The 22,243-nt window shown below is 69.6% G+C and carries 25 protein-coding genes; 11 read left to right on the top strand and 14 right to left on the bottom strand.

All coding sequences use genetic code 11. The annotated features are described in order from the left end of the window. Nucleotides 1-13 precede the first annotated feature (13 nt). Nucleotides 14-577: a TetR/AcrR family transcriptional regulator gene (locus QRN30_RS07555; RefSeq protein WP_052481587.1), complete on the bottom strand. Its 564-nt coding sequence runs from the start codon at nt 575-577 to the stop codon at nt 14-16. A gap of 117 nt (nt 578-694) precedes the next feature. Between QRN30_RS07555 and QRN30_RS07550 the strand changes: the two genes are divergently transcribed. After that, on the top strand, nt 695-1,360 hold the full coding sequence (locus QRN30_RS07550) for an SDR family NAD(P)-dependent oxidoreductase (protein WP_284760784.1): 666 nt from the start codon (nt 695-697) through the stop codon (nt 1,358-1,360). Between the two features lie 72 nt (nt 1,361-1,432). Here the strand turns inward: QRN30_RS07550 and QRN30_RS07545 are convergent, their stop codons facing one another. After that, entirely contained in the window at nt 1,433-2,050 is a 618-nt protein-coding gene (locus QRN30_RS07545; RefSeq protein ID WP_017885862.1) for a TetR/AcrR family transcriptional regulator, read from the bottom strand. A 78-nt stretch (nt 2,051-2,128) separates the two neighbouring features. On the opposite strand from QRN30_RS07545, the gene QRN30_RS07540 reads away from it, so the two are divergent. Continuing rightward, complete coding sequence (locus QRN30_RS07540; RefSeq protein WP_284760783.1) at nt 2,129-3,319, top strand: ABC transporter permease; 1,191 nt, start codon at nt 2,129-2,131, stop codon at nt 3,317-3,319. A gap of 99 nt (nt 3,320-3,418) precedes the next feature. Beyond that, complete coding sequence (locus QRN30_RS07535; RefSeq protein ID WP_081612183.1) at nt 3,419-4,483, top strand: amidohydrolase family protein; 1,065 nt, start codon at nt 3,419-3,421, stop codon at nt 4,481-4,483. Nucleotides 4,484-4,633: 150 nt separating this feature from the next. Here the strand turns inward: QRN30_RS07535 and QRN30_RS07530 are convergent, their stop codons facing one another. The 4 genes from QRN30_RS07530 to QRN30_RS07515 all read right to left on the bottom strand — a co-directional run bounded on the left by QRN30_RS07530 (nt 4,634) and on the right by QRN30_RS07515 (nt 8,770). Next, nucleotides 4,634-5,881 (bottom strand): MFS transporter, encoded by a 1,248-nt coding sequence (locus QRN30_RS07530; RefSeq protein ID WP_284760782.1) that lies wholly within the window; start codon nt 5,879-5,881, stop codon nt 4,634-4,636. 57 nt (nt 5,882-5,938) lie between these two features. Beyond that, nucleotides 5,939-7,135 carry an MFS transporter gene (locus QRN30_RS07525; RefSeq protein ID WP_194590141.1) on the bottom strand — a complete coding sequence of 399 codons (1,197 nt, stop codon included), beginning with the start codon at nt 7,133-7,135 and terminating at the stop codon, nt 5,939-5,941. A 402-nt stretch (nt 7,136-7,537) separates the two neighbouring features. Then, nucleotides 7,538-8,116 carry an NADPH-dependent FMN reductase gene (locus QRN30_RS07520; RefSeq protein ID WP_228501061.1) on the bottom strand — a complete coding sequence of 193 codons (579 nt, stop codon included), beginning with the start codon at nt 8,114-8,116 and terminating at the stop codon, nt 7,538-7,540. A gap of 219 nt (nt 8,117-8,335) precedes the next feature. Beyond that, nucleotides 8,336-8,770 carry a winged helix-turn-helix transcriptional regulator gene (locus tag QRN30_RS07515; RefSeq protein WP_308113199.1) on the bottom strand — a complete coding sequence of 145 codons (435 nt, stop codon included), beginning with the start codon at nt 8,768-8,770 and terminating at the stop codon, nt 8,336-8,338. Nucleotides 8,771-8,894: 124 nt separating this feature from the next. Here QRN30_RS07515 and QRN30_RS07510 point away from each other — a divergent pair, with 124 nt between their 5' ends. Beyond that, complete coding sequence (locus tag QRN30_RS07510; protein WP_262160124.1) at nt 8,895-9,548, top strand: FMN-dependent NADH-azoreductase; 654 nt, start codon at nt 8,895-8,897, stop codon at nt 9,546-9,548. 9 nt (nt 9,549-9,557) lie between these two features. On the opposite strand, the gene QRN30_RS07505 is transcribed toward QRN30_RS07510, so the two are convergent. Then, nucleotides 9,558-10,268 (bottom strand): SDR family oxidoreductase, encoded by a 711-nt coding sequence (locus tag QRN30_RS07505; protein ID WP_262160122.1) that lies wholly within the window; start codon nt 10,266-10,268, stop codon nt 9,558-9,560. 56 nt (nt 10,269-10,324) lie between these two features. Here QRN30_RS07505 and QRN30_RS07500 point away from each other — a divergent pair, with 56 nt between their 5' ends. Next, complete coding sequence (locus QRN30_RS07500) at nt 10,325-10,720, top strand: MerR family transcriptional regulator (protein ID WP_194590138.1); 396 nt, start codon at nt 10,325-10,327, stop codon at nt 10,718-10,720. A gap of 10 nt (nt 10,721-10,730) precedes the next feature. Here QRN30_RS07500 and QRN30_RS07495 read toward each other — a convergent pair whose 3' ends face one another. Beyond that, on the bottom strand, nt 10,731-11,108 hold the full coding sequence (locus QRN30_RS07495; protein WP_284760781.1) for a VOC family protein: 378 nt from the start codon (nt 11,106-11,108) through the stop codon (nt 10,731-10,733). Nucleotides 11,109-11,220: 112 nt separating this feature from the next. After that, entirely contained in the window at nt 11,221-11,916 is a 696-nt protein-coding gene (locus QRN30_RS07490) for a helix-turn-helix transcriptional regulator (RefSeq protein WP_159557815.1), read from the bottom strand. A gap of 111 nt (nt 11,917-12,027) precedes the next feature. On the opposite strand from QRN30_RS07490, the gene QRN30_RS07485 reads away from it, so the two are divergent. Beyond that, a complete protein-coding gene (locus QRN30_RS07485; RefSeq protein ID WP_159557817.1) occupies nt 12,028-12,579 on the top strand; it encodes a hypothetical protein in 552 nt (183 codons plus the stop codon). 239 nt (nt 12,580-12,818) lie between these two features. Further along, nucleotides 12,819-13,889, top strand: a complete 1,071-nt coding sequence (locus QRN30_RS07480; RefSeq protein WP_284760780.1) for a magnesium and cobalt transport protein CorA — start codon at nt 12,819-12,821, stop codon at nt 13,887-13,889. A 61-nt stretch (nt 13,890-13,950) separates the two neighbouring features. Here the strand turns inward: QRN30_RS07480 and QRN30_RS07475 are convergent, their stop codons facing one another. The 3 genes from QRN30_RS07475 to QRN30_RS07465 all read right to left on the bottom strand — a co-directional run bounded on the left by QRN30_RS07475 (nt 13,951) and on the right by QRN30_RS07465 (nt 16,373). Further along, nucleotides 13,951-14,730, bottom strand: coding sequence for a hypothetical protein (locus tag QRN30_RS07475; RefSeq protein WP_071252399.1), 780 nt, complete (start codon nt 14,728-14,730; stop codon nt 13,951-13,953). 25 nt (nt 14,731-14,755) lie between these two features. Continuing rightward, nucleotides 14,756-15,295, bottom strand: a complete 540-nt coding sequence (locus tag QRN30_RS07470) for an RNA polymerase sigma factor (protein WP_083389453.1) — start codon at nt 15,293-15,295, stop codon at nt 14,756-14,758. A 133-nt stretch (nt 15,296-15,428) separates the two neighbouring features. Then, complete coding sequence (locus QRN30_RS07465; RefSeq protein ID WP_017887150.1) at nt 15,429-16,373, bottom strand: GNAT family N-acetyltransferase; 945 nt, start codon at nt 16,371-16,373, stop codon at nt 15,429-15,431. Between the two features lie 144 nt (nt 16,374-16,517). Here QRN30_RS07465 and QRN30_RS07460 point away from each other — a divergent pair, with 144 nt between their 5' ends. Further along, nucleotides 16,518-16,715 carry a hypothetical protein gene (locus QRN30_RS07460; RefSeq protein ID WP_017887151.1) on the top strand — a complete coding sequence of 66 codons (198 nt, stop codon included), beginning with the start codon at nt 16,518-16,520 and terminating at the stop codon, nt 16,713-16,715. Nucleotides 16,716-16,750: 35 nt separating this feature from the next. On the opposite strand, the gene QRN30_RS07455 is transcribed toward QRN30_RS07460, so the two are convergent. After that, complete coding sequence (locus QRN30_RS07455; protein WP_284760776.1) at nt 16,751-18,268, bottom strand: SulP family inorganic anion transporter; 1,518 nt, start codon at nt 18,266-18,268, stop codon at nt 16,751-16,753. Nucleotides 18,269-18,481: 213 nt separating this feature from the next. Here QRN30_RS07455 and QRN30_RS07450 point away from each other — a divergent pair, with 213 nt between their 5' ends. The 3 genes from QRN30_RS07450 to QRN30_RS07440 all read left to right on the top strand — a co-directional run bounded on the left by QRN30_RS07450 (nt 18,482) and on the right by QRN30_RS07440 (nt 21,062). Next, complete coding sequence (locus tag QRN30_RS07450; protein WP_284760774.1) at nt 18,482-18,868, top strand: MerR family transcriptional regulator; 387 nt, start codon at nt 18,482-18,484, stop codon at nt 18,866-18,868. Nucleotides 18,869-19,038: 170 nt separating this feature from the next. After that, nucleotides 19,039-19,851 (top strand): HAD-IIB family hydrolase, encoded by an 813-nt coding sequence (locus tag QRN30_RS07445; RefSeq protein WP_284760771.1) that lies wholly within the window; start codon nt 19,039-19,041, stop codon nt 19,849-19,851. Next, complete coding sequence (locus tag QRN30_RS07440) at nt 19,848-21,062, top strand: glycosyltransferase family protein (RefSeq protein WP_027464806.1); 1,215 nt, start codon at nt 19,848-19,850, stop codon at nt 21,060-21,062. The genes QRN30_RS07445 and QRN30_RS07440 overlap by 4 nt, the downstream gene beginning before the upstream one ends. A 96-nt stretch (nt 21,063-21,158) precedes the next feature. On the opposite strand, the gene QRN30_RS07435 is transcribed toward QRN30_RS07440, so the two are convergent. Further along, the gene (locus QRN30_RS07435; protein ID WP_284760769.1) at nt 21,159-22,190 is read right to left on the bottom strand and encodes an LLM class flavin-dependent oxidoreductase; all 1,032 of its coding nucleotides are present in this window, start codon (nt 22,188-22,190) and stop codon (nt 21,159-21,161) included. Nucleotides 22,191-22,243: the final 53 nt, after the last annotated feature.

The raw sequence follows: 22,243 nt of genomic DNA, 5'->3' as shown, positions 1-22,243 counted from the left end.
CGTGGCATGACCCTCAGGCAAGCCAGGCTGCGGACACGCTCCGGTCCACGACGTGACGCCATCCTTCCGGGGCTGCAGGGTCGTGGCTGGCCATCCCGGCCAGCCACAGGACGGCCATCAGGTCGTCGGCGGTGAAGTCCTCGGCGAGCACTCCGGCGCTGTGTGCGTTGGCGACGAGTTCGGCGCCGAGCGCCATGGATCGTTCGCAAGCGTTGATGAGGAGCACGGCGTCCGGGTAGCGCCGCAGCATTGCGTCGTTCATGGCCGGGTCGCTTCGTTGGAGGTCGATCATCTCGGCGATGAAGGTCTCCAACTGGGAACGGGGACTGTCCTGCGACAGTGTCCGGTCTCGCAGGGTCTTGAGTTTTGCCCCTGCGATGTCGGGCACGACGGCGTCGATGAGTTCTTCGCGCGACCCGACGCGGTTGTAGAGCGTGCCGATGCTCACGCCGGCTTCACGGGCGATGTCCTCCAGGGGAGCGGACAACCCTCGCTGCGAGAACACGGCGATGGCGGCGGCGCGCAGCTTCTGGAGGTTCGCCTGCGCGTCTCGACGCAGACGGGGTGGGGTGCTCACAGCGACTCCGAAGGATCTTGAGGGCGGTCTCAACATATGCTGCAGTGGATTTGAGGACGTTCTCAACTTACCGCACCAGCTTGCAGGGCCCGGCGGTGGGCCACGAAAGGACACATCATGCCCCTCATCACCATCATCGGCGCGGGACCCGGACTGGGTCTCGAGATCGCTCGCGCCTTCGGGAAGAAGGGCTTCGACGTCGCGCTCGTTGCCCGCAGCCAGGCGAAGGTGGATGCCCTGGCGAGTGCGCTCGTCGCGGAGGGCATCCAGGCTCGCGGGTTCACCGCCGACGTCAGCGAGCCCGACACGATCCGAGGCGCACTCCGGTCGATCCGGGAGTCGCTCGGTCCGATCGACGTCCTCGAGTACTCGCCGGCGGATCGGGCACTGGAGTCGGTCGATGCCGTGGACGTGACGATGGACAACCTGCAGCCACAGATCGACTTCTACCTCGGTGGCGCCATCGCGGCCGTCGGTGCGGTGCTGCCCGACATGATCGCCGCGGGCAGAGGCACGGTCCTCGTGACGACCGGTGGTGGTGCGCTCGCCCGGACTCCGGTCCGCGGGAACGTCAACATCGCAGCCGCAGGGCTCCGGAACTGGATCCTCAACCTCGGTGCCGCCGTCGCGGAGAAGGGTGTCTACGTCGGTTTCGTCGCGATCACCGCCCTGATCGGAGGTGGGCGACCGGATGCGGAGCCCGCGGTCATCGCGCAGTCGTACGTGAAGCTCCATGACGAGCGGCGGGACGCCGAACTGCACTACGTCGCCTACGACGGCTGACGACACACCCGTCCGGGCCGGCCGGCCTGGACGGGTGGCTGCCGCGAACTCTGCATGGTGGCGCTCTGCACGTCAGTCGGTGCGGGCACCGGCTGCCGCGGCTGCGAACGTGCGGAGCGTGGCGACCTGCTGCGCGGTGCTCGGCGGTGCGTCGGCCATCTGCCACGTCGACACCAGCGCGATCATGCCGCCGATCGTGAAGGTGCGGGCGTCCCCGCTGAGTGCGACCACCGGTCGGGGGCCATCGCAATCGGACTCCGTCAGCCACGTCGTCATCGCCGAAGCCAGCACCTCGGTGACCCGCTCGCCGCGCGGGATGGCACGGAGCTTGTCGAAGAACTCCCGATCCGATCGTCCTGCGGTGAGCAGCGGTTCGATCCCGCGTTCGCGAACGGCGTCGGTGAGGGCCTGCGCGAGGTTCGCCGCGCCCTCGTCGAGGGGAAGATGGTCTTCGAGGAGTCGACTGATCCAGACATCTGTCGCGAGGTCACCGACGTTGCTGTAGTGGTTGTGGAGCGCCTGCCTGCTCAAGCCAGCTCGCTGCGCCACTGCACTCATCGAGATCGTCTCGCCCTTCGGCGCCTCGGACACGAGTGCGGTCAACGCCCGGATCAGGGCGGCGCGGGTGCGGGTGATGCGCGGGTCCACCCGCTGGCTCGCGAGTGCCGCCGTGGGCGTTCCCTCCGTCATGCGTCCATCTTGCCAGACTGAGAGCTCTGATGTACGTTCGTCATCTACTGGACAAATGTAAAGGACACCATGACGCACGTGACCGAACCCGCACCGGACCGGCGAGACGGCCCGCAGCACCCGGCCTTCGAAGCGGCGGTCGCGGGCGGAACGCTGAACTCCGAAGGGCCGGGATCGGCTCATCGCTACCGGAACGTGATCCTCGGCGGGATCGCGATCCTGCTCCTCGCGATGGCGATGCTGACGAGCTACTCGAGCGCGTTCGGCGACCCGACGCCGAACAACGTGCACCTCGCGGTCACCGGCGACGCTGACGCGATCGTCGCGCTCGAGCAGCAAGGATCGCTGGACCTCACCGTCGTGGCCTCTGACCAGCAGGCGCGGACCGCGGTGCTCGACCGCGACGTCGACGGCGCTGTCGTGTTACCTGCTCCGGGGAAGGGCGCCGGCGTCACCACCTACATCGCCAGCGGCGGCGGCCGTGGCCTCGGACAGGCGATCTCCGGTATCGGTGACTCGATCGCAGCGAAACTGCGGACCACCAACACGGCCGCAGACCTCGCACCCCTGCCGAAGCAGGACCCGGCCGGATCGATCGAGTTCTACGCGATCCTCTTCGCCGGCCTGGGGGCCGCCCTCGGTGCGACGGTGTTCGGACGCATCCTCGGCACTGTCGACACGGCGGCGAAGTTCATCGAGCGCAGCATCGTCCTCGTGCTCTACACCGGTCTCCTCGCCGGACTGATCACCCTGTGGATCGACTCCGCACTCGGAGCGGTGACCGTCGGCCCCTGGGCCGTGTTCGGGACCCTCTGGCTGACCGGACTCGCCATCGGGGGAGCGGTCACGGGCGTCGCAGCACTCGGCGGAACCATCGCGGCTCTGGTGATGACGCTCGCCCTGGTGATCCTCGGGAACACGTCGTCCGGTGGCCCGCTCGGGATCCACGTCCTCAACGACTTCTTCCAGACGCTCTACTACGTCTTCCCACAGGGCGACGCGCTCGACCTGCTGCGGTCCGTCCAGTACTTCGACGGCGCCGCGGTCGCCGCCCCGATCATCCGGCTGAGCATCTGGGCCGTGGCAGGCATCCTGCTCACGCTGACGGCGATGCTCATCCGGAACCGACGCGAAGCCGCGGCTCGACCGAAGGGCGGCCTCCGCTCCGAGCACGATCCCCGCCAGACGGCCGGACCCTCGGGCTCCCACCTCGAGGCCGCTGCAGTCACGCCCAACGCGGCCTTGCTGCCGTTGACCCCAACGCCCTGAATGCAACAGGGGTCCTCGACGGGCGGGGATCCCTCGAGGCACCCACTCCTGCACACGACAACCAGCCCTCATTGCTGAGGACGATCGGAGGACCGCACCATGCCAGGAAAGATCGATGTCCACCAGCACCTGCTCCCGCCCCGCTACTTCGAGGCGCTGGCAGCGGCAGGATCGAAAGCGATGGGGGCCGGCGCCCCGGGGGATGCGCCGGCTGCGACCGGAGGGTCCGCGCAGTGGGACCCGTGGGGTGGAAGCGGCGGGACCGCACCGCGACGAGGGCCTCGGGCCATCGGTGGCTGGCTGATGCCGGAGTGGAGCCCCCGAGCGGCGATCGAGATGATGGACGAGGCGGGAATCGAGACCGGAATGCTCTCGATCAGCGCACCCGGCGTGCACTTCGGTGACGACGCCGCGGCGCGGGAACTCGCCCGCGAACTGAACGACTACCAGGCCGAGCTGGTCCGTGAGGCGCCGGACCGGTTCGGGCACTTCGCGGTGCTGCCGTTGCCGGACTTCGATGGTGCCGTCGCCGAGGCCGTGCGAGCACTCGACGAACTCCACGCCGACGGGGTGCTCCTGCTGTCGAACGCGCACGGACGGTACCTCGGCGACCCCGCGTACGAGCCGCTCTGGGCAGAACTCGCCGCGCGCTCGGCCGTGGTCTTCGTGCACCCCACCGCACCACCGATCACCCAGCTGCCAGGGATGCCGACTGCATTGCTGGACTTCCCGTTCGACACCACCCGCACCGCCGTGGACCTCGTCGCGCACGGCGTGTTCGACCGGTACCCGAACCTCCGCGTCATCCTCTCCCACGCCGGCGGGTTCCTGCCCTACGCAGCCAGTCGATTCAGCGCCGCCGCGATGTTCAACCCCGACACCACGCCGGAGAGCATCCAGGCGGGCCTCCGGAAGTTCTACTTCGACACCGCACTGTCCGCGTCTCCCGCCTCGCTGCCGTCACTGCTGGCGTTCGCGGAACCCGGCCATGTCCTCTACGGCAGCGACTTCCCCTACGCGCACCCCGATTGGAGCGCCCGCTTCGACCACGACCTGGACACCTACGACGGCCCCGGCGCAGAACGACTGGGCGAGGTGCACCGAACAGCCGCCGAGCAGCTCTTCCCCCGCTTGAGCGCCGAGCGCGTTCCGGGGAGCGAGTGAGTGTCGAAGCGGTCCGTGAGCCGCCAGGCTGCACCAGCCTGACCGTTCAGCCGAGTGTCCGCGGGGTCTCACCCGCGGAGCCGATCCGCAGCGTCCGACGCGGCACCGACCATGCGGCGGATGAACGCGGCGTGGTGCTCGAGCTCCCCGTTACCGAACGGCGATCGTCCTGAGTGGTGAGCACATCGCCACGACGACGGCGCCGGCGAACACGAGCGTCACCGCGAGCAGCGCGACGCCATCTCCAGCGACGGTCATGAGCGCGCCGCCGCCCACTGCTCCTGCAGCCGCGACGGTCCTGTTCGCGCTGCGCATCGTGCCGTTCATCCGACCGAGCAGCGCGTCGGGTGTGACGGTCTGGCGGAGACTCATCTCGTTCGCGTTCTCGCAGCCCGCTGCAGCGCCGTGCACGGCGAAGGCGACGAACAACACCGCGACAGTCGCCGGTGTTCCTGCGGTGCCGGTGCCGACCGTCGTGAGCGTGACGGCGGCCCAGGCGACCGGGTACGCGGCTCGAGCGGCGATGATCGTCCGGCCGGCACCGAAGCGGGTACCGAGGCGCGGCGCAGCGGTGGCGCCGAGGAGCATCGCGACACCGCTGACGGCGAGGATGCCCCCGTACACGGCCGCTGGGAGCGCGAAGGTGCGGAGCGCGAGTGTCGCGAACACCGTCAGTCCGGCGGCGTTGGCGAGGAACCAGAGATGTGTCGACAGCGCCAGCGGTGCGAGCGTCGCATGACCGTACGTCCACCGCAGACCGTCGGCGATGTCGCTCCGCAACCGCGCACCCGCCGTGCGCGCTGGCGTCTGCTCGATGACGCGGACGCGCGCGATGAGGACGGCGTCGATGAAGTAGCTCACCGCGTCGAGGGCGATCGCGACCGGCGCGGTCACGATGCTGACCAGGACACCTCCGAGAGCCGGGCCCACCGTCTGCGCTGCCGCATCACTCTGGTCGACCCGCGCATTCGCCGCCAGGAGGAGCGGGCGAGGGACGATTCGAGGGAGGAGGGACTGCGTCGCGGCGAATCCGATGACGGACAGGATGCCGAACACGAACAACGCCGCCGCCGTCACCCAGAGGTTCAAGAGCCCGGTGAACCAGAGCACCGGGATCGCGCCCAGGCACACGCCACGACCGACACTCGCCCAGATCAGGAGTGGCTTGCGCCGGAATCGATCGACGTACGCGCCGACGATCAGCCCGAACAACGCGTACGGGAGGAACTGGGCAGCGTTCACCAGCCCCACCTCGAACGGGCTGGCGTGCAGCACGGTCACCACGAGAACCGGTACGGCGACCGCGCTGACTGCTGATCCGAACGATGAGACGGTCGCGGCGGACCAGTACGAGCGGAACCCGGGTACTCGGCGCAGCGTGGTCGCGTCCTCGCCCATGCGCCAACGCTGGCAGACCGCGACGCTGCGAGCAAGACAATTCGCCCAAGACACTGTTCAAGCGTCGATGTCGGTCGGCTCGGCGACTTGTACGCGTCCCGGCAAACCCCGGACCGCTCTGTGCCAAGCCCAGGCGGCGGCGAGGAACACACCCGTGGCGATGAGCCAGAGCAGCCAGGGCGTGCGCGAGTCCAAGAGTCCGAGAGTGAGCGGGAACAGTGCCATGCCGATCGAGCTCGCGGTCTGGAACACCCCGATCGCTCGGCCGCGGATTCGAGGGTGTGGAGCTTCGGCCATGACCGCGTTGGCGGCCGGGAGGTAGATCATGTCCGCAGCTGCCAGCAGGATCGCGACCACGATGACGAAGGACCACGCCGCCAGCCCGTGCAGCGGAGGAAGAACGACGAGCGGTGCTGCGGTCGCGGCAGTCAAGACTGCACCGAGCGCGATGAGCGTTCCACGCTGCTGACCAGCAACCCAGCGGGTCACGGAGGTCTGGAGCAACGCGCACAGGCCCGTAGCGACAGCGAACTGGACGGGCGCGACCGCTGGGGACATGCCCCACTGCTCGACAAACAGAACGCTGAACGCGACGTTCGGCAACACCATTGCGGGACCGATGAGGAACTGTCCGAGCGTGATGAGTCGCATCGACCGGTCGGCGATGAAGGAACGAAGTGACCCGGTCGTGTCCGCCCCTTCCGCATCTGCGAGGGCGGACGGCGGCGTGGATCGATGCCCGGTGGGTTGCGTCGCGAACACGCCGGCCGCCAGAACGCTGGTGACGACGTTGGCGAGGATCAGCCACCGCAACCCGTCTTGGTGGCCGTTCGCGAGGGTGACCGCGGCGATGATCGCGCCAGCGCCGAGCGCTGCGGCCTTCGTCGCTTCGAGGAACGCGAACCACCGCTCGAACGGGCGGCCTTCAGCGAGGTCGTGGACGTACGCGGTCCATGAGGTCCAGTAGAGCCGCTCGGAGCCGTTGGCGAGGAAGATCGCCGCGAAGATCATCATCGGGTCATGGGCGAACAGGTAGAGCGTGAAGCCCGCTGCCGAGAGGAGGTTGTTGAGGATCATCGACGCCTTCGCGCCGAATCGATCGGTGAGGACGCCACCGACCAGTCCGATCGGGAGAGCAGCCAGCGTCGCGAGGGTCGAGACGGCGCCGAGCACTGCAAGCGTCACGTCGGTGGTGATGGTGAAGTAGACGATCGTCAGTGGCAGCGTGAGGCCGGCGCCGACGGTGTCGGTCAAGACTGCGAAGGTGACGAAACGGTGTTCGCGCAAGCTCGCGAGTGAGGCCCGAAACCGGGCCGGGGTGAAGAGCATGGACGTGGTCCCGTGAAGTCGTCGCGCCGTCGTCGCACGACGGCGCGGGCAAGCAGAAGCACGCGAGCAGAACGCTCGCGGCGGGGAGGGGCCGACCTTCGTGGTCAGCTCAGTTCTGCGTTGCCATGACTCCGGGAGGGATCGGCCGCGGTCCGACGAACTCGGGCGCAGGCTTGGTGGAGAACAGTCGACGAGGGGCACAGAACGGCATCGTTGCCACCCTTCGCCATCATCGGACCAGTCGAACGAACGCTAGCAGCGCTCAAGATGAGAGATCAACGTGCCGTCTCAGTTGGCGATCGGCTATCGGACACGCGACAGTCTGGCTCACACCTCCCAGTCCGACCGGTAGGTTCTGTCGCGGAGCAGACTCACGAGCTCAGCGTGCACCGTCATGGTCTTGCTCAGGCGGGCTGCCCGCTCCTCACTGAGCGCGTCTGCCTCCCAGTCCCGCTCCGAGAAGTACGCCGTGTAGGGGTTCACCACGCACTTGAAGTCCAACATCAGCGACTGCGCGAGGGCGCCGGTCGCCATGTAACTGTGCGGCAGGCCGGCAGCGCACACGAAGGTAACGACCTTGTCGAACCAAGCCGCGCGACGACCGTCGCCCGTCGCGCCTGTGGCCTCGATCAGCGATTTGACGGCGGACGACGGAGCCCAGTCGTAGATCGGGAATGCCAGCACCACCCCGTCAGCCTCACGAATGAGCTGGTGGAGCGCGTTGAACGCATCACTGTCGAACACCCGGTCATTGTCGAAAGCCGGCAACGCGACCGTTGCGAGATCAACGACGTCGGACTGGTGGCCAGTCGCGGTGAGGAGGGCTGCCGATTGCTCGGCGAGGCGGCGGCTGGAGCTAGCGGGGTCGAGGCTGCATGAGATGACGGGCAGACGCAAGGAGACCATCCGATCACGGTACCGAGTGGGTCGCAGCCCGAACTGGCGCGATCTGTACGGCCGGTGTCACGACGCACGCTAGCCGATCGGCTACCCGACAAGCGGCATGATCAGGCTGCCGTCGGCTTCGAAAACAGGTGCCGGACCGCCGCGGTCCTGACCCGCGGCGGCCGCGAGTGACCAAACCGTCTCAGTAGTCGGTCGGCGGTCGCGCGCGCGTCGCCGTCGTCATCGGTCTCGGGCGTCACCGTCACCGTCGAAGACCTGCCGGTTGCCGGCGATCACCTGCTGGTGTTCCCGCACCCAGTCGGCGAGGGCGAGGGCCACGTACTGCAGCGACCGTCCGAGGTCGGTGAGCTCGTACTCGACGCGCGGCGGCACCTCGGCGTGGACAGTCCGCGAGACGAGCCCGTCGCGCTCGAGTGCGCGCAGCGTCACGGTCAGCATCCGGCGTGAGATGCCGGGGATGACCTCGGAGAGCTCTGTGAACCGCCGCCGCTCGTCACCGAGCACCCCGATCACCAACAACGTCCACTTGTCGCCCATCCGGGACAGCAGCGACCGGAAGAGTTCTGGGTCCTCGCTCGTGCACAGCTCGGCCATCGTGGGCATCGACTGGTGGAGCCGGGCCTGCAATGTCTCCAGCGCGGTCTGGTCCGTCATGGGGTCTCCCGTGGTTACTGCCGGGTAACAGGGGATCGTTTGCGGTAACGGGAACCCGGCGGGCAGGGTTACTCATCGTAACCGAAGCCCGGGTCGTCGACTCGGGAACGATCGAAGGAGTGTCATGACACTGTTCCGCCTGGACGCCAGCATCCGCACCGAGGGCTCCACCAGCCGAGCACTCGGCGACATCGTCGAGACCGAGTGGAGTGCCGTGCACGCGGGCGCCGAGGTGACCCGCCGTCACGTCGGCACCGACCCCGTGCCCGCCGACAGTTGGGCGAACGCCGTCGCCGGCTCCGCGACGCCCGAGTCTGAGCGCACGGCGGCCCAGGTCGCCGCCGTCGCCCTGGCCGCCGAGCTGACCGACGAGCTGGCCGGTGCCGACGCGCTGCTGTTCGCCGTGCCGCTCTACAACTTCGGCGTCTCGCAGCACTTCAAGTCTTACATCGACCTCGTGCTGACCGACCCGCGCATGGCACCCGGCGCCGTGCCCGCGACCGCGGGCAAGCCGGCCGTCCTCGTCACGGTGCAGGGCGGCAACTACTCCGCCGGCACGCCCAGGGAGGGCTGGGACCACGCCACGGCCTGGATGCGCCGCATCCTCGAGGACGTCTGGCAGCTCGACCTCGACGTGGTCACGCGCGAGTTCACGCTCGTCGGGGTGAACCCCGCCCTCGACCAGTTCACGGAGCTGGCCGACGAACTGCGGGTCCGCGCCGAGGAGCAGGCGGCTCGGCACGGCCGCACGTTGGCGGCCGTGCCGAGGGCTGCGTGAAGCCGACTCCTACGACGCGAGCATCTGCGCCACCACCGCGTACAGCTCCTTGGGGTCCCCGGCGAGCATCTGCTTGATCAACGCGGCCTGCTCGTCCACCACGACCTCGTAGTCGTCACGTTCGACCCCGTCCAGGGTCGCGCGCGCGACGTCCGCCGGGTCGGTCTTGGCCATCGAGATCCCCGCGGTCATCTCGGTGTCGGCCACTCCGAGGTGCACGGACATCACCGCGGTCCCTTGGCCGGCCAGCTCGTGCCGCAACGCGTTGCCCATGTTCCACAGGGCGGCCTTCGACACCGCGTAGGCGGAGGCTCCGGGCATGGCGAGCCACGAGGCACCCGAGGCGATGTTCACGATGCTCCCACCGCCGTTCGCCGCCAGGACGGGTGCGAACGCGCGGATCACGGACAGGGTGCCCCAGACGTTCGTGTCCATGTCGGCGTGCGCTGCGTCCAGATCGCCCAGCAGGGTCGCCGTGGTCGCGATCCCGGCGTTGTTGATCAGGAGATCGACGTCGGTCGCGACCGCGGCGGCCGCTGCGACGGACGCGGGGGAGGTGATGTCGAGGGCGAGGCGCTCGACGCCCTCGAGGTCGATCAGTTCGGGGCGTCGGGCGGTGGCGTAGACCTTTGCCCCGCGTGCGATCAGCTGTGCGGCGAGGTGGCGTCCGATACCGCGGTTCGTGCCGGTGACGAGGGCAGTGGCTCCAGAGAGGTTCATGCCCGCTACGGTAGAACCTGACGTCAACGTGAGAATCAAGCCCGAGGGACAGAACGATGCGGATCGGTGAACTCGCAGAACGTGCCAGCGTCAGCGTCCGGTCACTGCGGTACTACGAGGAGCAGGGGCTCCTCGAGTCGGAGCGGACCACGGGCGGACACCGGGAGTACCGCGAGCCCGATGTCGCGCGGGTGCGCTTCATGCAGATGCTCTACGCGGCGGGCATGCCGAGTCGTCGGATCGTCGAACTCCTGCCCTTCCTCGACACCGGGGTCGCCACGCGGACGATGCTCGACCACTTCGACGAGGAGAGCGATCGCATCCGACGCCAGATCGAGGCCCTCGGTGCCACCCACGACCGCCTCGCGCGGCTCCGCGACATCGCGGCGGAGTCCGTCGCTGGGCGACCACCGGAGGAGTGCCGCTCGTCCGCGAACGCCGCCGCCGCCTGAGCCGCTCCGCCTAGTTGGCGGCGGCGGGCCTGCTGAACAGGTTGACGACGTTGCCGTCCGGGTCGCGGACCAGTGCGGAACGGTTGCCCCACGGCATCGTGGTCGGCTCCAGGACGACGTCGTCGCTGCCGAGCTGCAGTCCGGCGAAGTCGCCGTCGACGTCGGCGACCTCGAACTCGATGAGCACGGAACGGCTCGTGGCCGGCGTCAGCGCGCCGCTGAGCATGGCGACCGTGGCGGTGCTGGCGATCGCGAGGGTCGCACCCGGGCCGCTGAACTGCGCGAAGACCGGTGCGGGGCGCTCGGCCGGCTGGCCGGTGACCCGCTCGTAGAAGGCGACCATGCCCTCGAGGTCGTCGGTGATGATGCGGACGGATGCGAACGACATGGGGTTCCTCACGGTGGTGCTGCTGACTCGGAGCGACCAGCTTCACCGGCCGCCGCGACACCGTCCTGTCGGTGTTTCCGGAAACCGACCGCGTTTCCGGGGACCGACCGCGCTAGTCGTCGAGGACCGGCCGGAGTCGTCCGTACTGGATCGCGAGGTCCTCGGATCGCAGGACGCGCTGCGCCGGCCGCTCGTCGGTGACCTCGACCGACAGCATCCGGTCGCCGCGGAATGCCCGCACCCCGTCGCGGGTCCGGCACCAGGCGATCAGGTACCACTGACCGTCCTTCCCGATCGACCCCAGTGGTTCGACGTCGCGGACGGACTCCGCTCCGCCGGCGTCCCGGTACCGGAGTCGCACGACCCGATCCGCGCGCAGGGCCGCCGCGAACTCGGCCGGGACGGCCGTGTCCTCGTCGTCCTCCAGGAAGTGCACCCGGGATGCCAGTGCGCTGGCTCGTGCGGCGTCCCCGGCGGGCATCACCGCGAGCGTCTTCCTGGCCGCGGTCTGCGCCGCCTGCCGGAACGGACTACGCCCCAGCGAGCCGAGCCCGATCAGCACCGCGAGGGCCTCGTCCGGCGTGAAACCCGCCGGGCCGAGCGTCGCGGACGCGTCGATGACGTACCCGCCGGTCCGGCCGGGCTCCGCCCAGATGGGCAGACCCGACTGCTGCAGCGCGGAGATGTCCCGTTCGATGGTCCGGACCGACACCTCGAACCGCTCCGCGAGACGACGCGCGCTCCGCGGCTGCGGGGCGACGGCGCGCAACTCCTCCACGAGGCCGTAGAGCCGATCGGTGCGATTCACCTCGCCATCTTCGCGGTCGTCCCGATGTTCCGTCAGATCCACGCCGTCTCGTCTGCCACGTGCTCGTGGGGCTCGCGTCCGTCGGCCTAGGCTGCGAGGGTGTCCGCAGCCATGACCGTCGAACTCCTCCGGACGTTCGGTGTTGCTCTCGAACCCGGCTTGACGGAACGGGAACTGGCCCGGGCCGAGCGTCGGTACGGCGTCCGGTTCGGAGCGGACCACCGCGCCCTGCTCTCCCTCGCGTTGCCGAGCGGGGACGGCTGGTTCGACTGGCGCGCGCGGAACGACGAGCGACTGCGGCGAGCGATCCGGTGGCCGGTCGACGGCGCCCTGTTCGACGTCCGTCACGACGCCTTCTGGCCCGGGTCGTGGGGCGAGCGACCCGGCGACGAGTCGCAGCGTCTCGAGGTGGCTGCGCGGCACCTGCGGCAGTGGCCGCAGCTGGTGCCGTTGTACTCGCACCGCTACCTGCCTGCCGCGCCGCTCGGCAGCGGGGCGCCCGTCTTCTCGGTGCACCAGACGGACGTGGTCATCTACGGCGATGATCTCGTCGACTACGTCAAGCGGGAGTTCCGGCCGGATCGTACCGAGTGGGAGACCAGCGTCGGGATGCACGACCTGGAGCCGTGGACGCTGCTCGCCTTCGGCGAGGACGTGCCCTGAACGCACCGAGCGGATCGGACTGCCGGCGGTCCTGAACGCGACGGCTGACGGACTGGAGGCACGGTGCCAGCTGGCACCGTGCCTCCAGTCCGTCCTGGGGTTGCGCCCAGGGCGTGTCAGGACTCCGACAGGAATCCGGCGCGCAGCGTGAGGGGTCCGTCAGGGAAGCGCCCGCGCCGTCGGCGGTCCGGCATGCTCGGCAGGTTGCCCGCATGCACCACGGAACCAGGAGGACACCGGTGGCCCTCATCGACAACGGCATCTACGTCAACGGAACCCGAACGGAGTCGCCGCAGGACCTCAGCTTGACCTACGAGGCGCTCGACGCTGCCGGAAGCGGTGCGATGGCCTGGATCGGGCTGTTCCGACCGACCGCCAACGAACTGGCCTCCGTCGCCGACGAGTTCGGGCTGCACCCGCTCGCCGTCGAGGACGCGCACAAGGGGCACCAGCGGGCGAAGCTCGAGCGGTACGGCGACACCCTGTTCGTGGTGCTGCGACCCGCCTGGTACGACGAGGACGAGGAGACGGTCGAGTTCGGTGAGGTGCACCTGTTCACCGGGCGCGACTTCGTCGTGACCGTCCGGCATGCGGAGCAGCCGAACCTCGCCGACGTGCGGAAACGACTCGAAGCCGATCCGGACGCCCTGGGGCGCGGGTCCGAGGCGGTGCTCTGCGCGGTCCTCGACGAGGTCATCGACAGCTACGCCCCGGTCGTCGCCGGGCTGCAGGACGACATCGACGACATCGAGGACGACCTGTTCGACGGTGACGTCGACCCGGCGTCCTCGCGGCGGATCTACCAGCTGCTCAGTGAGGTCATCGGGTTCCAGCGCGCCATCGGCCCGCTGCCCGGGATGCTCAACGCGTTGCTGCGCGGCGCCGAGAAGTACGGCACTGACATCGAGGTGCAGAACCAGCTGCGGAACGTCCTCGACCACGCGATCCGTGTCACCGAGCGCGTGGACACCTTCCGGACGCTGCTCGAGAACGCGCTCACGCTGCACTCGACCCTGGTGACGCAGGAGCAGAACGACGCGATGCGGAGGATGACCAGCGCGAGCCTGGCGCAGGGGGAGGAGAGCCGGCGGCTGGCGCGGGCGTCGATGGAGCAGGGCGAAGAGGTGAAGAAGATCTCGTCGTGGGCAGCGATCCTGTTCGCGCCCACGTTGGTCGCGTCGATCTACGGCATGAACTTCGAGCACATGCCCGAGCTGCGGTGGGTGTGGGGGTACCCGGCGGCCATCGTCGCGATGGTCGTGTTGGCGGTCGTGCTCTGGGCGGTGTTCAAGCGGCGGCACTGGCTCTGAGCGTGCGTGGCGACGGACTGGAGGGACGGTGCCAGCTGGCACCGTCCCTCCAGTCCGTCGGTCAGTCCGTCCAGGTCTGCTGCACCAGGGCCTCGAGGAGGCCGTCGGTCGGGACGTTCGACTGCGTGATCGAGATCCAGGTGTCGCCGCGCACGAAGAACGTGTGCGTCGTCTCCACCTGATCCGAGTAGTACATCGACGTCTCGGTGTGCTGGCACGAACGTCCACCGAGCGTGTCGGTGCAGGTCCAGTCCTTGTCGGCGACGACGCGGAGGCGAGCCTGCAGGACGTCACGATCTGCCGTGCCCATCTCGAGGAACAGCCCCTCGTCGCCCTCGGAGGTACCGCCCGGTGTCCAGGAACAGACCAGCTCCGCGTCCTCCTTGAACGGGATCTCGGGGTCGATGTAGTAGTCGGTCCTGCCGCCCGGTACCTGGGGGCGGAACTGGGTGATCTCCAGCGAACCGAACAAGCGCGGAGCATCGGCGGCCGGCACAGCATCGGTGCACGCCCCGGGGATCGTCGCCGTGGTGTCGGCCGGCGCCGGGGTCGGCGTGATGCGGGCCGCGGACGGTGACGGTGACCCGGTCGGTGCCGGTGTCGGCGGTGCAGAGGACGGCACGGGTGCCGGTGCTGCGGCGAAGGGCGTCGGAACGAGTCCGAGCGCCACCGAACCGCTCGCGGTGCCGATGCCGAGCACCCCGATCAACGCCACGATGAGGCCGACGCGACGGCGTGCGGAGGCCGGGCGTGGCTTGTCGTGCATGCCCCGGACGACCTGCTGCCGCATGCCGGCGAGCATCCGGCGCATGTCGTCGCCACCGGGCGGCTCGTTGCTCATCGGGGACCCGTGGTCGCTTCGTCGTTCATCGTTCATCGTTCGTCACCGCCTTCTTGATCCGTGCACGGGACCGCCACACGCGCTGGGTGACGGCGCCGACGCTCATGCCGAGCAGGTCGGCGGCCTCGGCGTAGGAGCGGCCCTCGATGAGGCAGAGCTCGCACACCTGGCGATCGAGTGGTGCGAGCGCGTCGATCTCGGCGCGGACCCACCGCAGCCGTTCGCGGGCGTCGTCGTCCGGCTCGGGCGCGGCGAGCTCGTCGGGCAGGTCGACACCCTCGTGCCGCCGCTGCTGTCGCCGCAGGTTCGCGGCGTGGTTCCGGCACACGACGAGCAGCCACGGCAGGAGCGACTCCCCGGGGACCTCCACGGTGTCGGCCTTCTGCCAGAGGGTCAGGAACGCGTCCTGCACGATCTCCTCGACGTCCATGCGCCGCGTGACCAGTGCCCACGTGTACCGGGTCATGGTCTCGGCGTGACGGTCGAACAACGCGGTGACCGCACTGCGGTCGCCGCGCGCGGCTGCCGCCACGAGCGCGCTGTCCGGCTCGGCTGATCGGTTCATGTCCACCCCCTTCACTCCGCAGTGTGCACGGAGGGGACATCCTCACAGATCGGTCGTCGCCGGGCGTGTCGTCGGGTCTGCGCTCCCGCCGTGGCTCTGGCTCTGCCCGGCGTCCACGGCCCGCCCGCGCTCGTCACTGCGCGTGGACGATCCGCACGCGTGTGACGGCGAAGCCGGCTCGTTCGAAGGCCGCTCGCATCGGGGTGTTGGCGGCGTCGGTGGTCCCGACGATGCGGTCTTGCCCGTCGTCGTGGTGGACGTGGGTCATCTCGGCCAGCAGGTCGTGGACGAACCCGTGTCCGCGGTGTTCCGGCAGGACCCCGAGGTAGCTGATGCTCGCGTCGTACGCCGTCCTGGTGGGGATGATGAACCCCACGGCGTTGCCGTCGGACAGGTGCGCCGTGCGCCACGCGTGCCGGTCGCCGGGCAGCGAGCGGTAGAACTCGAGATCGTCGTCGGCCAGTGCATCGACGCCCTCGCGGGCGACCATGTCGTTGGTGTGGTCGTCGAGGGAACCGGGCGCGACGGCCGCGAACAGCGCCCGGAAGGTCGTGTCCTCAGCCGGGGCGAACCGGAGCCGCGTCGGACGCGGTGGTCTCGGGGTCGCAGCGGTGCGCGCGAAGCTGATGCGCTCGGTGGTCCGGGTGAAGCCGCCGAGGTGCGCTGCTTCGTGTCGCCACCGGACCGCTTCGACTGCTGCCGGGTCGTCCGTCCAGGTCGGCGCGACGTCCACGTTGTACTCGAGCGGAGCGCCGGCGCCGAACGCGTCGAGCCCGGCCCGGACCAACGCGGCACCGACGTCGACCGCGGCGGCGCCTCGAACACTCGTCGAGAGACAGTCCAGGGTGGCGGGTCGTTCGCTGTCTGCCTGCCCCCACCAGAGCGCTCGGCCGACGGGCTGCCCTGCGCGTTCGGCGATCCACGACCATTGCGGTCGGTAGTTGCCCGTGCGGAGTTCGTCGGTCAGGCGCTCGGCGTCGACCCACGCCACGGTCTCGTCGCTGCTCCAGCGGGTGAGGGCCGGCACGTCGTCGGGCGTTGCGCGTCGGATCCGCAGCTGCGGGGAGGAGTCGGTCATCGAGCACGAGCCTGACGGATCGGCGGTCGATCCGCCAGGCCCGCGCTGCTCCGGGATCCGCTGCGCGTCGGCCTTCCTGCGGATGAGGCCGTGTCAGCCTCCCGGGGGACGCGAGTGCCACGGAGCGCGAGGGAGACTGCCGCGATGCAGATGCGTGAGAAACAACGTGCGGTGAACCTGGGCTTCGGAGTCGGCATCGCGCTGATCCTCGTGGGACTGCTGATGATCTGGTTCGCGCCGGCGGTCTGGAGCGGCTGGGCGACGTTCGTCGTCGTCATCGGCGTCCTGTCCGCGCTCGTCGGGTTCGTCTTCGCGCTCGTCCCGGCGAACGGCCGACGCTGACGGGCGTTGCCAGGTGGCGGGCCGAGGTCAGGAGGTCAGTGACCGGCGCCGAGGTTCCCGGCGAGGCGCCCGTGGAAGGCTCGGCTGGCGTCGTTCAGCCCGGCGATCTCGACCCGCTTGCCGTGCTGGTGGTACTTCGTCTCGATGGCGTCGAGCGCGGCGACGGTGGAGGCGTCCCAGATGTGCGACCCGGTCATGTCGATGACGACGAGCTCGGGGTCGTCGACGTAGTCGAACTGGGTGGTGAGGTCGTTGCTCGACGCGAAGAAGAGTTCGCCCTCGACCGTGTAGAGCGCGTGCTGCTCACCGGTGCTGAGCGTCTCGATGCTCCGCGACACGTTGGTGAAGTGCGACACCCGGCGGGCGAAGACGATCATCGCGGCGATCACCCCGATGATCACGCCGATGGCCAGGTTGTCCGTGGCGACGACGATCACGACGGTGAGGACCATGACGACGGTCTCGCCGACCGGCATCCGCTTGAGGGTGGAGGGCTTGATGCTGTGCCAGTCGAAGGTGCCGACGGACACCATGACCATCACGGCGACGAGTGCGGCCATCGGGATGATCGCGACGACGTCACCGAGCCCGACGACGAGGACCAGCAGGAACACGCCGGACAGGAACGTCGAGATCCGGGTGCGGGCACCGGACGCCTTCACGTTGATCATCGTCTGGCCGATCATCGCGCAGCCACCCATGCCGCCCATGAACCCGGAGCAGATGTTCGCCACGCCCTGCCCGAGCGCTTCGCGGGTCTTGCGGGAGCCGGTGTCGGTGACCTCGTCGACGAGCTTCGCCGTCATCAGCGACTCGAGCAGGCCCACCAGCGCCATCGCGAGGGCGTACGGGGCGATGATCGTCAGCGTCTCGAGCGTGAGCGGGACGTTCGGGAGGAACAGGGTCGGCAGGCTGTCCGGCAGCTTGCCCTCGTCGCCGACGGTCGGGATGGCGATCGAGGCCAGCACGGTGACGAGCGTCAGGACGACGATCGCCACGAGCGGTGCCGGGATGGCCTTGGTGACACGGGGCAGCAGCACGATGATCGCGATGCCGACGGCGCCGATCGGCCAGACGAGCCAGTCGACGCCGATGATGTTCGGCAGCTGCGCGGTGAAGATCAGGATCGCGAGGGCGTTGACGAACCCCACCATCACCGACCTCGGCACGAAGCGCATCAGCTTGGCTGCGCCGAGCCCACCGAGGACGAGCTGGAAGACGCCGCCGAGGATGACGGTGGCGATCAGGTAGTCGAGCCCGTGGTCCCGCATGACCGGCGCGACGACGAGTGCGATCGCCCCGGTCGCACCGGAGATCATCGCGGCTCGCCCGCCGACGAACGAGATCACCACGGCCATCACGAACGCCGAGAACAGGCCGACGCGCGGATCGACGCCCGCGATGATCGAGAACGAGATCGCTTCCGGGATCAGCGCGAGGGCCACGACGAGGCCGGCGAGGACCTCGCGGAGCAGGATCTTCGGGTTCCGCAGGGCGGACAGGACGGTGGGACTGGCGTGCACCGGAGCCGGTGCGGGCGTGACGGTCGTCACGGTTCTCCTTCGGTGAGGGGGGGGCGGACGCTCGGCGTCCGCGGGGGAATGTCGTGGGGGCGCTTCGTCGCGCACTGACCGAGTGCGGCCAGGAACCAGAACCTTCCGCAACGGAAGAGTCGGTCGTGTCTGACTCTAACGCAACGGAAGGGTTGCTGCGCAAGCATCGGTACGATCGGTCCGGACCGGGCAACCGGGCGGAAGGGGTCAGCAGTGACGGACGCAGCAGGTGCATCGACGATGCGGATTGGTGAACTCGCAGACCGGACCGGGCTCTCCATCCGGACCGTGCGCCACTACGACGACGTCGGACTGCTCCACCCCACCGGACGGACCGAGGGCGGCTTCCGGCTGTACTCCGACGACGACCTGCATCGCCTGCTCGTGATCCGCCGGATGAAGCCCCTCGGCTACTCCCTCGAGCAGATGGCGGAGCTCCTCGGCATCCTCGACGGGCTCGAGACGGCGGACGGCATCGAGCGCGACCGGCTGCAGGCGCAGCTCGACGCGTACGTCGTCGACACCGAGGAACGCCGGGCGAAGCTCACCCGCAACCTCGAGTGGGCCGACGAGTTCCTCGGCATCCTGCGCCGGCACTGAGGCGCCGTGACGGACTGGAGGCGCGGTGCCAGCTGACGCCGTGCCTCCCGTCCGTCCGCTGGTCGCGTCGCGCGACCGACGCCGGCTTGTTCACCCAACCGACGCGTCCGCGTGGCAGGGTGGTCCGGGGCATCGTCGCCCGCAGCCCAGCCAGCCGCCAGCGGAGCACGATGCCAACACCCGACCTGATGATCGTCACGGACCTCGACGGGACGTTCCTCGACCACCACGACTACTCGTTCGACGCGGCTCTGCCGATGCTCGAACAGCTGCGGGCGGACGACGTCCCCGTGGTGTTCTGCAGCAGCAAGACGCGCGCCGAGATGACGGCACTGCAGACTCGCACCGGGCTCGACGGGCACGCCTTCGTGGCGGAGAACGGCGCGGTCGTGGTCGGACCGGCGGGCGAGGCGCTGGTCGGACCGCGCGACGGGGACCTCGAGCGGCTGCACGCGGAGCTCGTCCGCGTCCGCCAGTCACTGGAGCTGCACTTCGAGACCTTCGGCGGCGTGACCGACGCGGTCGTCGCCGCGTGGACGGGCCTCGACCTCGAAGCCGCCGGACGAGCGCAGCAGCGCGAGGCGTCCGAGGTCCTGCTCTGGCACGCCGAGGACGACGACCGGGCGGACGCGTTCCGCGCGGCGCTCGCCGCGGTCGGCCTCGACCTGGTGCGCGGTGGCCGGTTCTGGCACGTGCTGCCGACGGGCCGCGACAAGGGCGCGGCGGTCCGGACGTTGATCGCCGACCACGAGCGCCGAACGGGCACGATCCCGCGCACGATCGGACTCGGCGACGGCCCGAACGACACCGCGTTGCTCGACGCCGTCGACTTCGCCGTCGTGGTCCGCGGACACGGCCCGGCACCGGGGCCGCTCGCCGACGACCGACCCGAGCGCGTCCACCGCACGACCGTCCCCGGCCCGCAGGGCTGGACCGAGGGCCTCACCCGGTTCACCACCCCGTCCGTCAGGAGCCACCGATGAGCGACTTCCACCAGAACGGCGTCATCACGACGTTCCACGACCTCGGTCGCCGCAGCACCGCGAGCCTCGAAGAGGACCTGCGGGGCTTCGCCGAGAAGCGTCCGATGAGCCTGATCCTGCCGGCGCTGTACTCCGAGCTCGAGCGCCCGGCGCTGTCGCGGATCGTCGACGAGCTGGCCGAGGCAGACTGGCTCAGCGAGATCGTGATCGGGCTCGACCGGGCTGACCGCTCGCAGTTCGAGCACGCCCGCGAGTTCTTCTCGCGGCTGCCGCAGCGGCACCGGATCCTGTGGAACGACGGGCCGCGGCTGCGCGAACTCGACGCCGAACTGGAGCGTGCGGGCCTGGCACCGGGGGAGCCCGGCAAGGGCCGGAACGTCTGGTACTGCACCGGCTACGCCCTGGCATCGGAGCGGGCGGACTGCATCGCCCTGCACGACTGCGACATCACCACCTACGAGCGGGGCATGCTCGCGCGGCTGTTCTACCCGGTCGCGAACCCCGCGTTCGACTACGAGTTCTCGAAGGGCTACTACGCACGCGTCGCCGACGGCCGGATCAACGGCCGCGCCGCACGGCTGCTCGTCGGGCCGCTGCTCCGCTCGCTCCGCCAGGTCTACGGGGAGTCCGAGTACCTGGAGTACCTCAGCAGCTTCCGGTACCCGCTGTCCGGCGAGTTCGCGATGCGCGCCCACGTGCTGAACGGCCTGAAGATCCCCGGCGACTGGGGACTCGAGATCGGGATGCTCTCCGAGGTCTACCGCGACTACGCGACCCGGCAGGTGTGCCAGGTGGAGATCGCCGACGCCTACGACCACAAGCACCAGCCCCTCGCCGAGGCTGACGGCACCGGCGGCCTGGCCCGGATGGGCAACGACATCGTGCAGTCGCTGCTCCGGAAGCTCGCGACGATGGGCGTCCCCCTCACATCCGACTCGTTCCGGGTGCTGAAGGCGACGTACTACCGGAACGCGCTCGACATCGTCGAGGTCTACCGGCACGAGGCCGAGATGAGCGGGCTCGCGTTCGACCAGCACGCCGAGGAAGCCGCCGTGGAGCTCTTCACGAAGGCGATCCTCGACGCCGGCGGCGCCTTCACGGCGCGGCCGAACGACAAGCCGTTCATCCCGAGCTGGAGCCGGGTGCGCTCGGCGGTGCCTGACGTGCTCGACCGGTTGCGCGACGCGGTGGAGGCGGACCAGCAGGACTGATCCGGCGCCCTGCGCGCGCTGGGCGCGAGTAAACGGCGGACGGGAGGCACGGTGCCAGCTGGCCCGTGCCTCCCGCCCGTCGGTCTGGCGCCGTTCTCAGGCCGCGCCCTGCGCCGCCCAACCGAGTTCCGGGCCGAGACGCTCCGCGATGTCGGTGATGATCTGCGCGTAGTCGTCGGGCTCGAACGAGAACGGGAGCGCGAAGGCGACCTCGGTGACCGCCTGGTAGCCGACGTCGGCGCGCAGCCGGTCCGCGATCTCGGCCGACGTGCCGACCAGGTCCGCAGCGAAGAGCATCCCTGCTGGACCCATCGGCACGCCGACGCGGCTCGAGCGGCTGTCGACGTAGGCGCGGTAGCGGGCCTCCTGCTCGCTCGTCGCGGTGTCGGTCGGGATGACGACCAGGCCCTGCGAGACGCGGGCGGCAGCGGGGTCGGGGTGGACGTCGAGGTATGCGTCGATCTGGGCGCGCTGGTTCGTGGCGAAGTCGGTGCCGACCTCGCTGCGGGTGACGCTCGAGGTGAGCAGGTGGAAGCCGTTCTCGCCCGCCCACACGGCCGACTTCGTGCTGCCGGTGCCGTACCAGATCCGGTCGGCCAGGCTGGTGCTGTGCGGCTGGACGGTGCTCGCGAACTCCTCGATGCCCCGACGTTCGACGGTCTCGGTGTCCGTCACCGGGTCACCGCGCACCAGGTCACGGAAGCGCAGGAGCCGGTCGTTGCCGAGGTCCTCGTGCTCCAGGGTGTGGGGGTAGATCGCGTCGCGGTACAGGTCGAAGTTCATCGGGGTCCCGACGGAGAACCCGGGGTTCAGGCGGCCACCGAGCAGGACGTCGACCGTGCTGAGGTCCTCGGCCAGGCGGAACGGGTTCTCGGCGCCGATCGGGGTGACGGCGGTACCGAGGTCGATGCGCGAGGTGCGCTGCGAGGCGGCGGCCAGCACCGCGACGGGGGAGGAGATGCCGTGCTGCAGGTGCCGGTGGCGCAGCCACGCGCTGTCGAAACCCACGGCCTCGGCACGCTCGATCACGCGCAGGGTGTCCTCGTGGCCCTCGGACGGTCGGGCGGGGTCGAACGACCCGATCGTCAGGAAGCCGAGCCGGTGCAGGGGAGTTCCGTCGAGGGGCATGGGTCGATCGTGCCAGACCATCGGGTGGCGCGGGGGTCCGGATGGCAGGGTGT

Source organism: Curtobacterium sp. MEB011 (assembly GCF_030209655.1).
GTDB lineage: Bacteria > Actinomycetota > Actinomycetes > Actinomycetales > Microbacteriaceae > Curtobacterium > Curtobacterium poinsettiae.
This window is presented reverse-complemented; position numbering and strand designations above follow the sequence as displayed.

Coding starts and splice junctions, on each gene's coding strand:
- QRN30_RS07550 (WP_284760784.1), top strand. CDS start 695: ATGCCCCTCATCACCATCATCGGCGCGGGACCCGGACTGGGTCTCGAG.
- QRN30_RS07545 (WP_017885862.1), bottom strand. CDS start 2,050: ATGACGGAGGGAACGCCCACGGCGGCACTCGCGAGCCAGCGGGTGGAC.
- QRN30_RS07535 (WP_081612183.1), top strand. CDS start 3,419: ATGCCAGGAAAGATCGATGTCCACCAGCACCTGCTCCCGCCCCGCTAC.
- QRN30_RS07530 (WP_284760782.1), bottom strand. CDS start 5,881: ATGGGCGAGGACGCGACCACGCTGCGCCGAGTACCCGGGTTCCGCTCG.
- QRN30_RS07520 (WP_228501061.1), bottom strand. CDS start 8,116: ATGGTCTCCTTGCGTCTGCCCGTCATCTCATGCAGCCTCGACCCCGCT.
- QRN30_RS07515 (WP_308113199.1), bottom strand. CDS start 8,770: ATGACGGACCAGACCGCGCTGGAGACATTGCAGGCCCGGCTCCACCAG.
- QRN30_RS07510 (WP_262160124.1), top strand. CDS start 8,895: ATGACACTGTTCCGCCTGGACGCCAGCATCCGCACCGAGGGCTCCACC.
- QRN30_RS07505 (WP_262160122.1), bottom strand. CDS start 10,268: ATGAACCTCTCTGGAGCCACTGCCCTCGTCACCGGCACGAACCGCGGT.
- QRN30_RS07500 (WP_194590138.1), top strand. CDS start 10,325: ATGCGGATCGGTGAACTCGCAGAACGTGCCAGCGTCAGCGTCCGGTCA.
- QRN30_RS07495 (WP_284760781.1), bottom strand. CDS start 11,108: ATGTCGTTCGCATCCGTCCGCATCATCACCGACGACCTCGAGGGCATG.
- QRN30_RS07485 (WP_159557817.1), top strand. CDS start 12,028: ATGACCGTCGAACTCCTCCGGACGTTCGGTGTTGCTCTCGAACCCGGC.
- QRN30_RS07475 (WP_071252399.1), bottom strand. CDS start 14,730: ATGAGCAACGAGCCGCCCGGTGGCGACGACATGCGCCGGATGCTCGCC.
- QRN30_RS07470 (WP_083389453.1), bottom strand. CDS start 15,295: ATGAACCGATCAGCCGAGCCGGACAGCGCGCTCGTGGCGGCAGCCGCG.
- QRN30_RS07465 (WP_017887150.1), bottom strand. CDS start 16,373: ATGACCGACTCCTCCCCGCAGCTGCGGATCCGACGCGCAACGCCCGAC.
- QRN30_RS07460 (WP_017887151.1), top strand. CDS start 16,518: ATGCAGATGCGTGAGAAACAACGTGCGGTGAACCTGGGCTTCGGAGTC.
- QRN30_RS07445 (WP_284760771.1), top strand. CDS start 19,039: ATGCCAACACCCGACCTGATGATCGTCACGGACCTCGACGGGACGTTC.
- QRN30_RS07440 (WP_027464806.1), top strand. CDS start 19,848: ATGAGCGACTTCCACCAGAACGGCGTCATCACGACGTTCCACGACCTC.
- QRN30_RS07435 (WP_284760769.1), bottom strand. CDS start 22,190: ATGCCCCTCGACGGAACTCCCCTGCACCGGCTCGGCTTCCTGACGATC.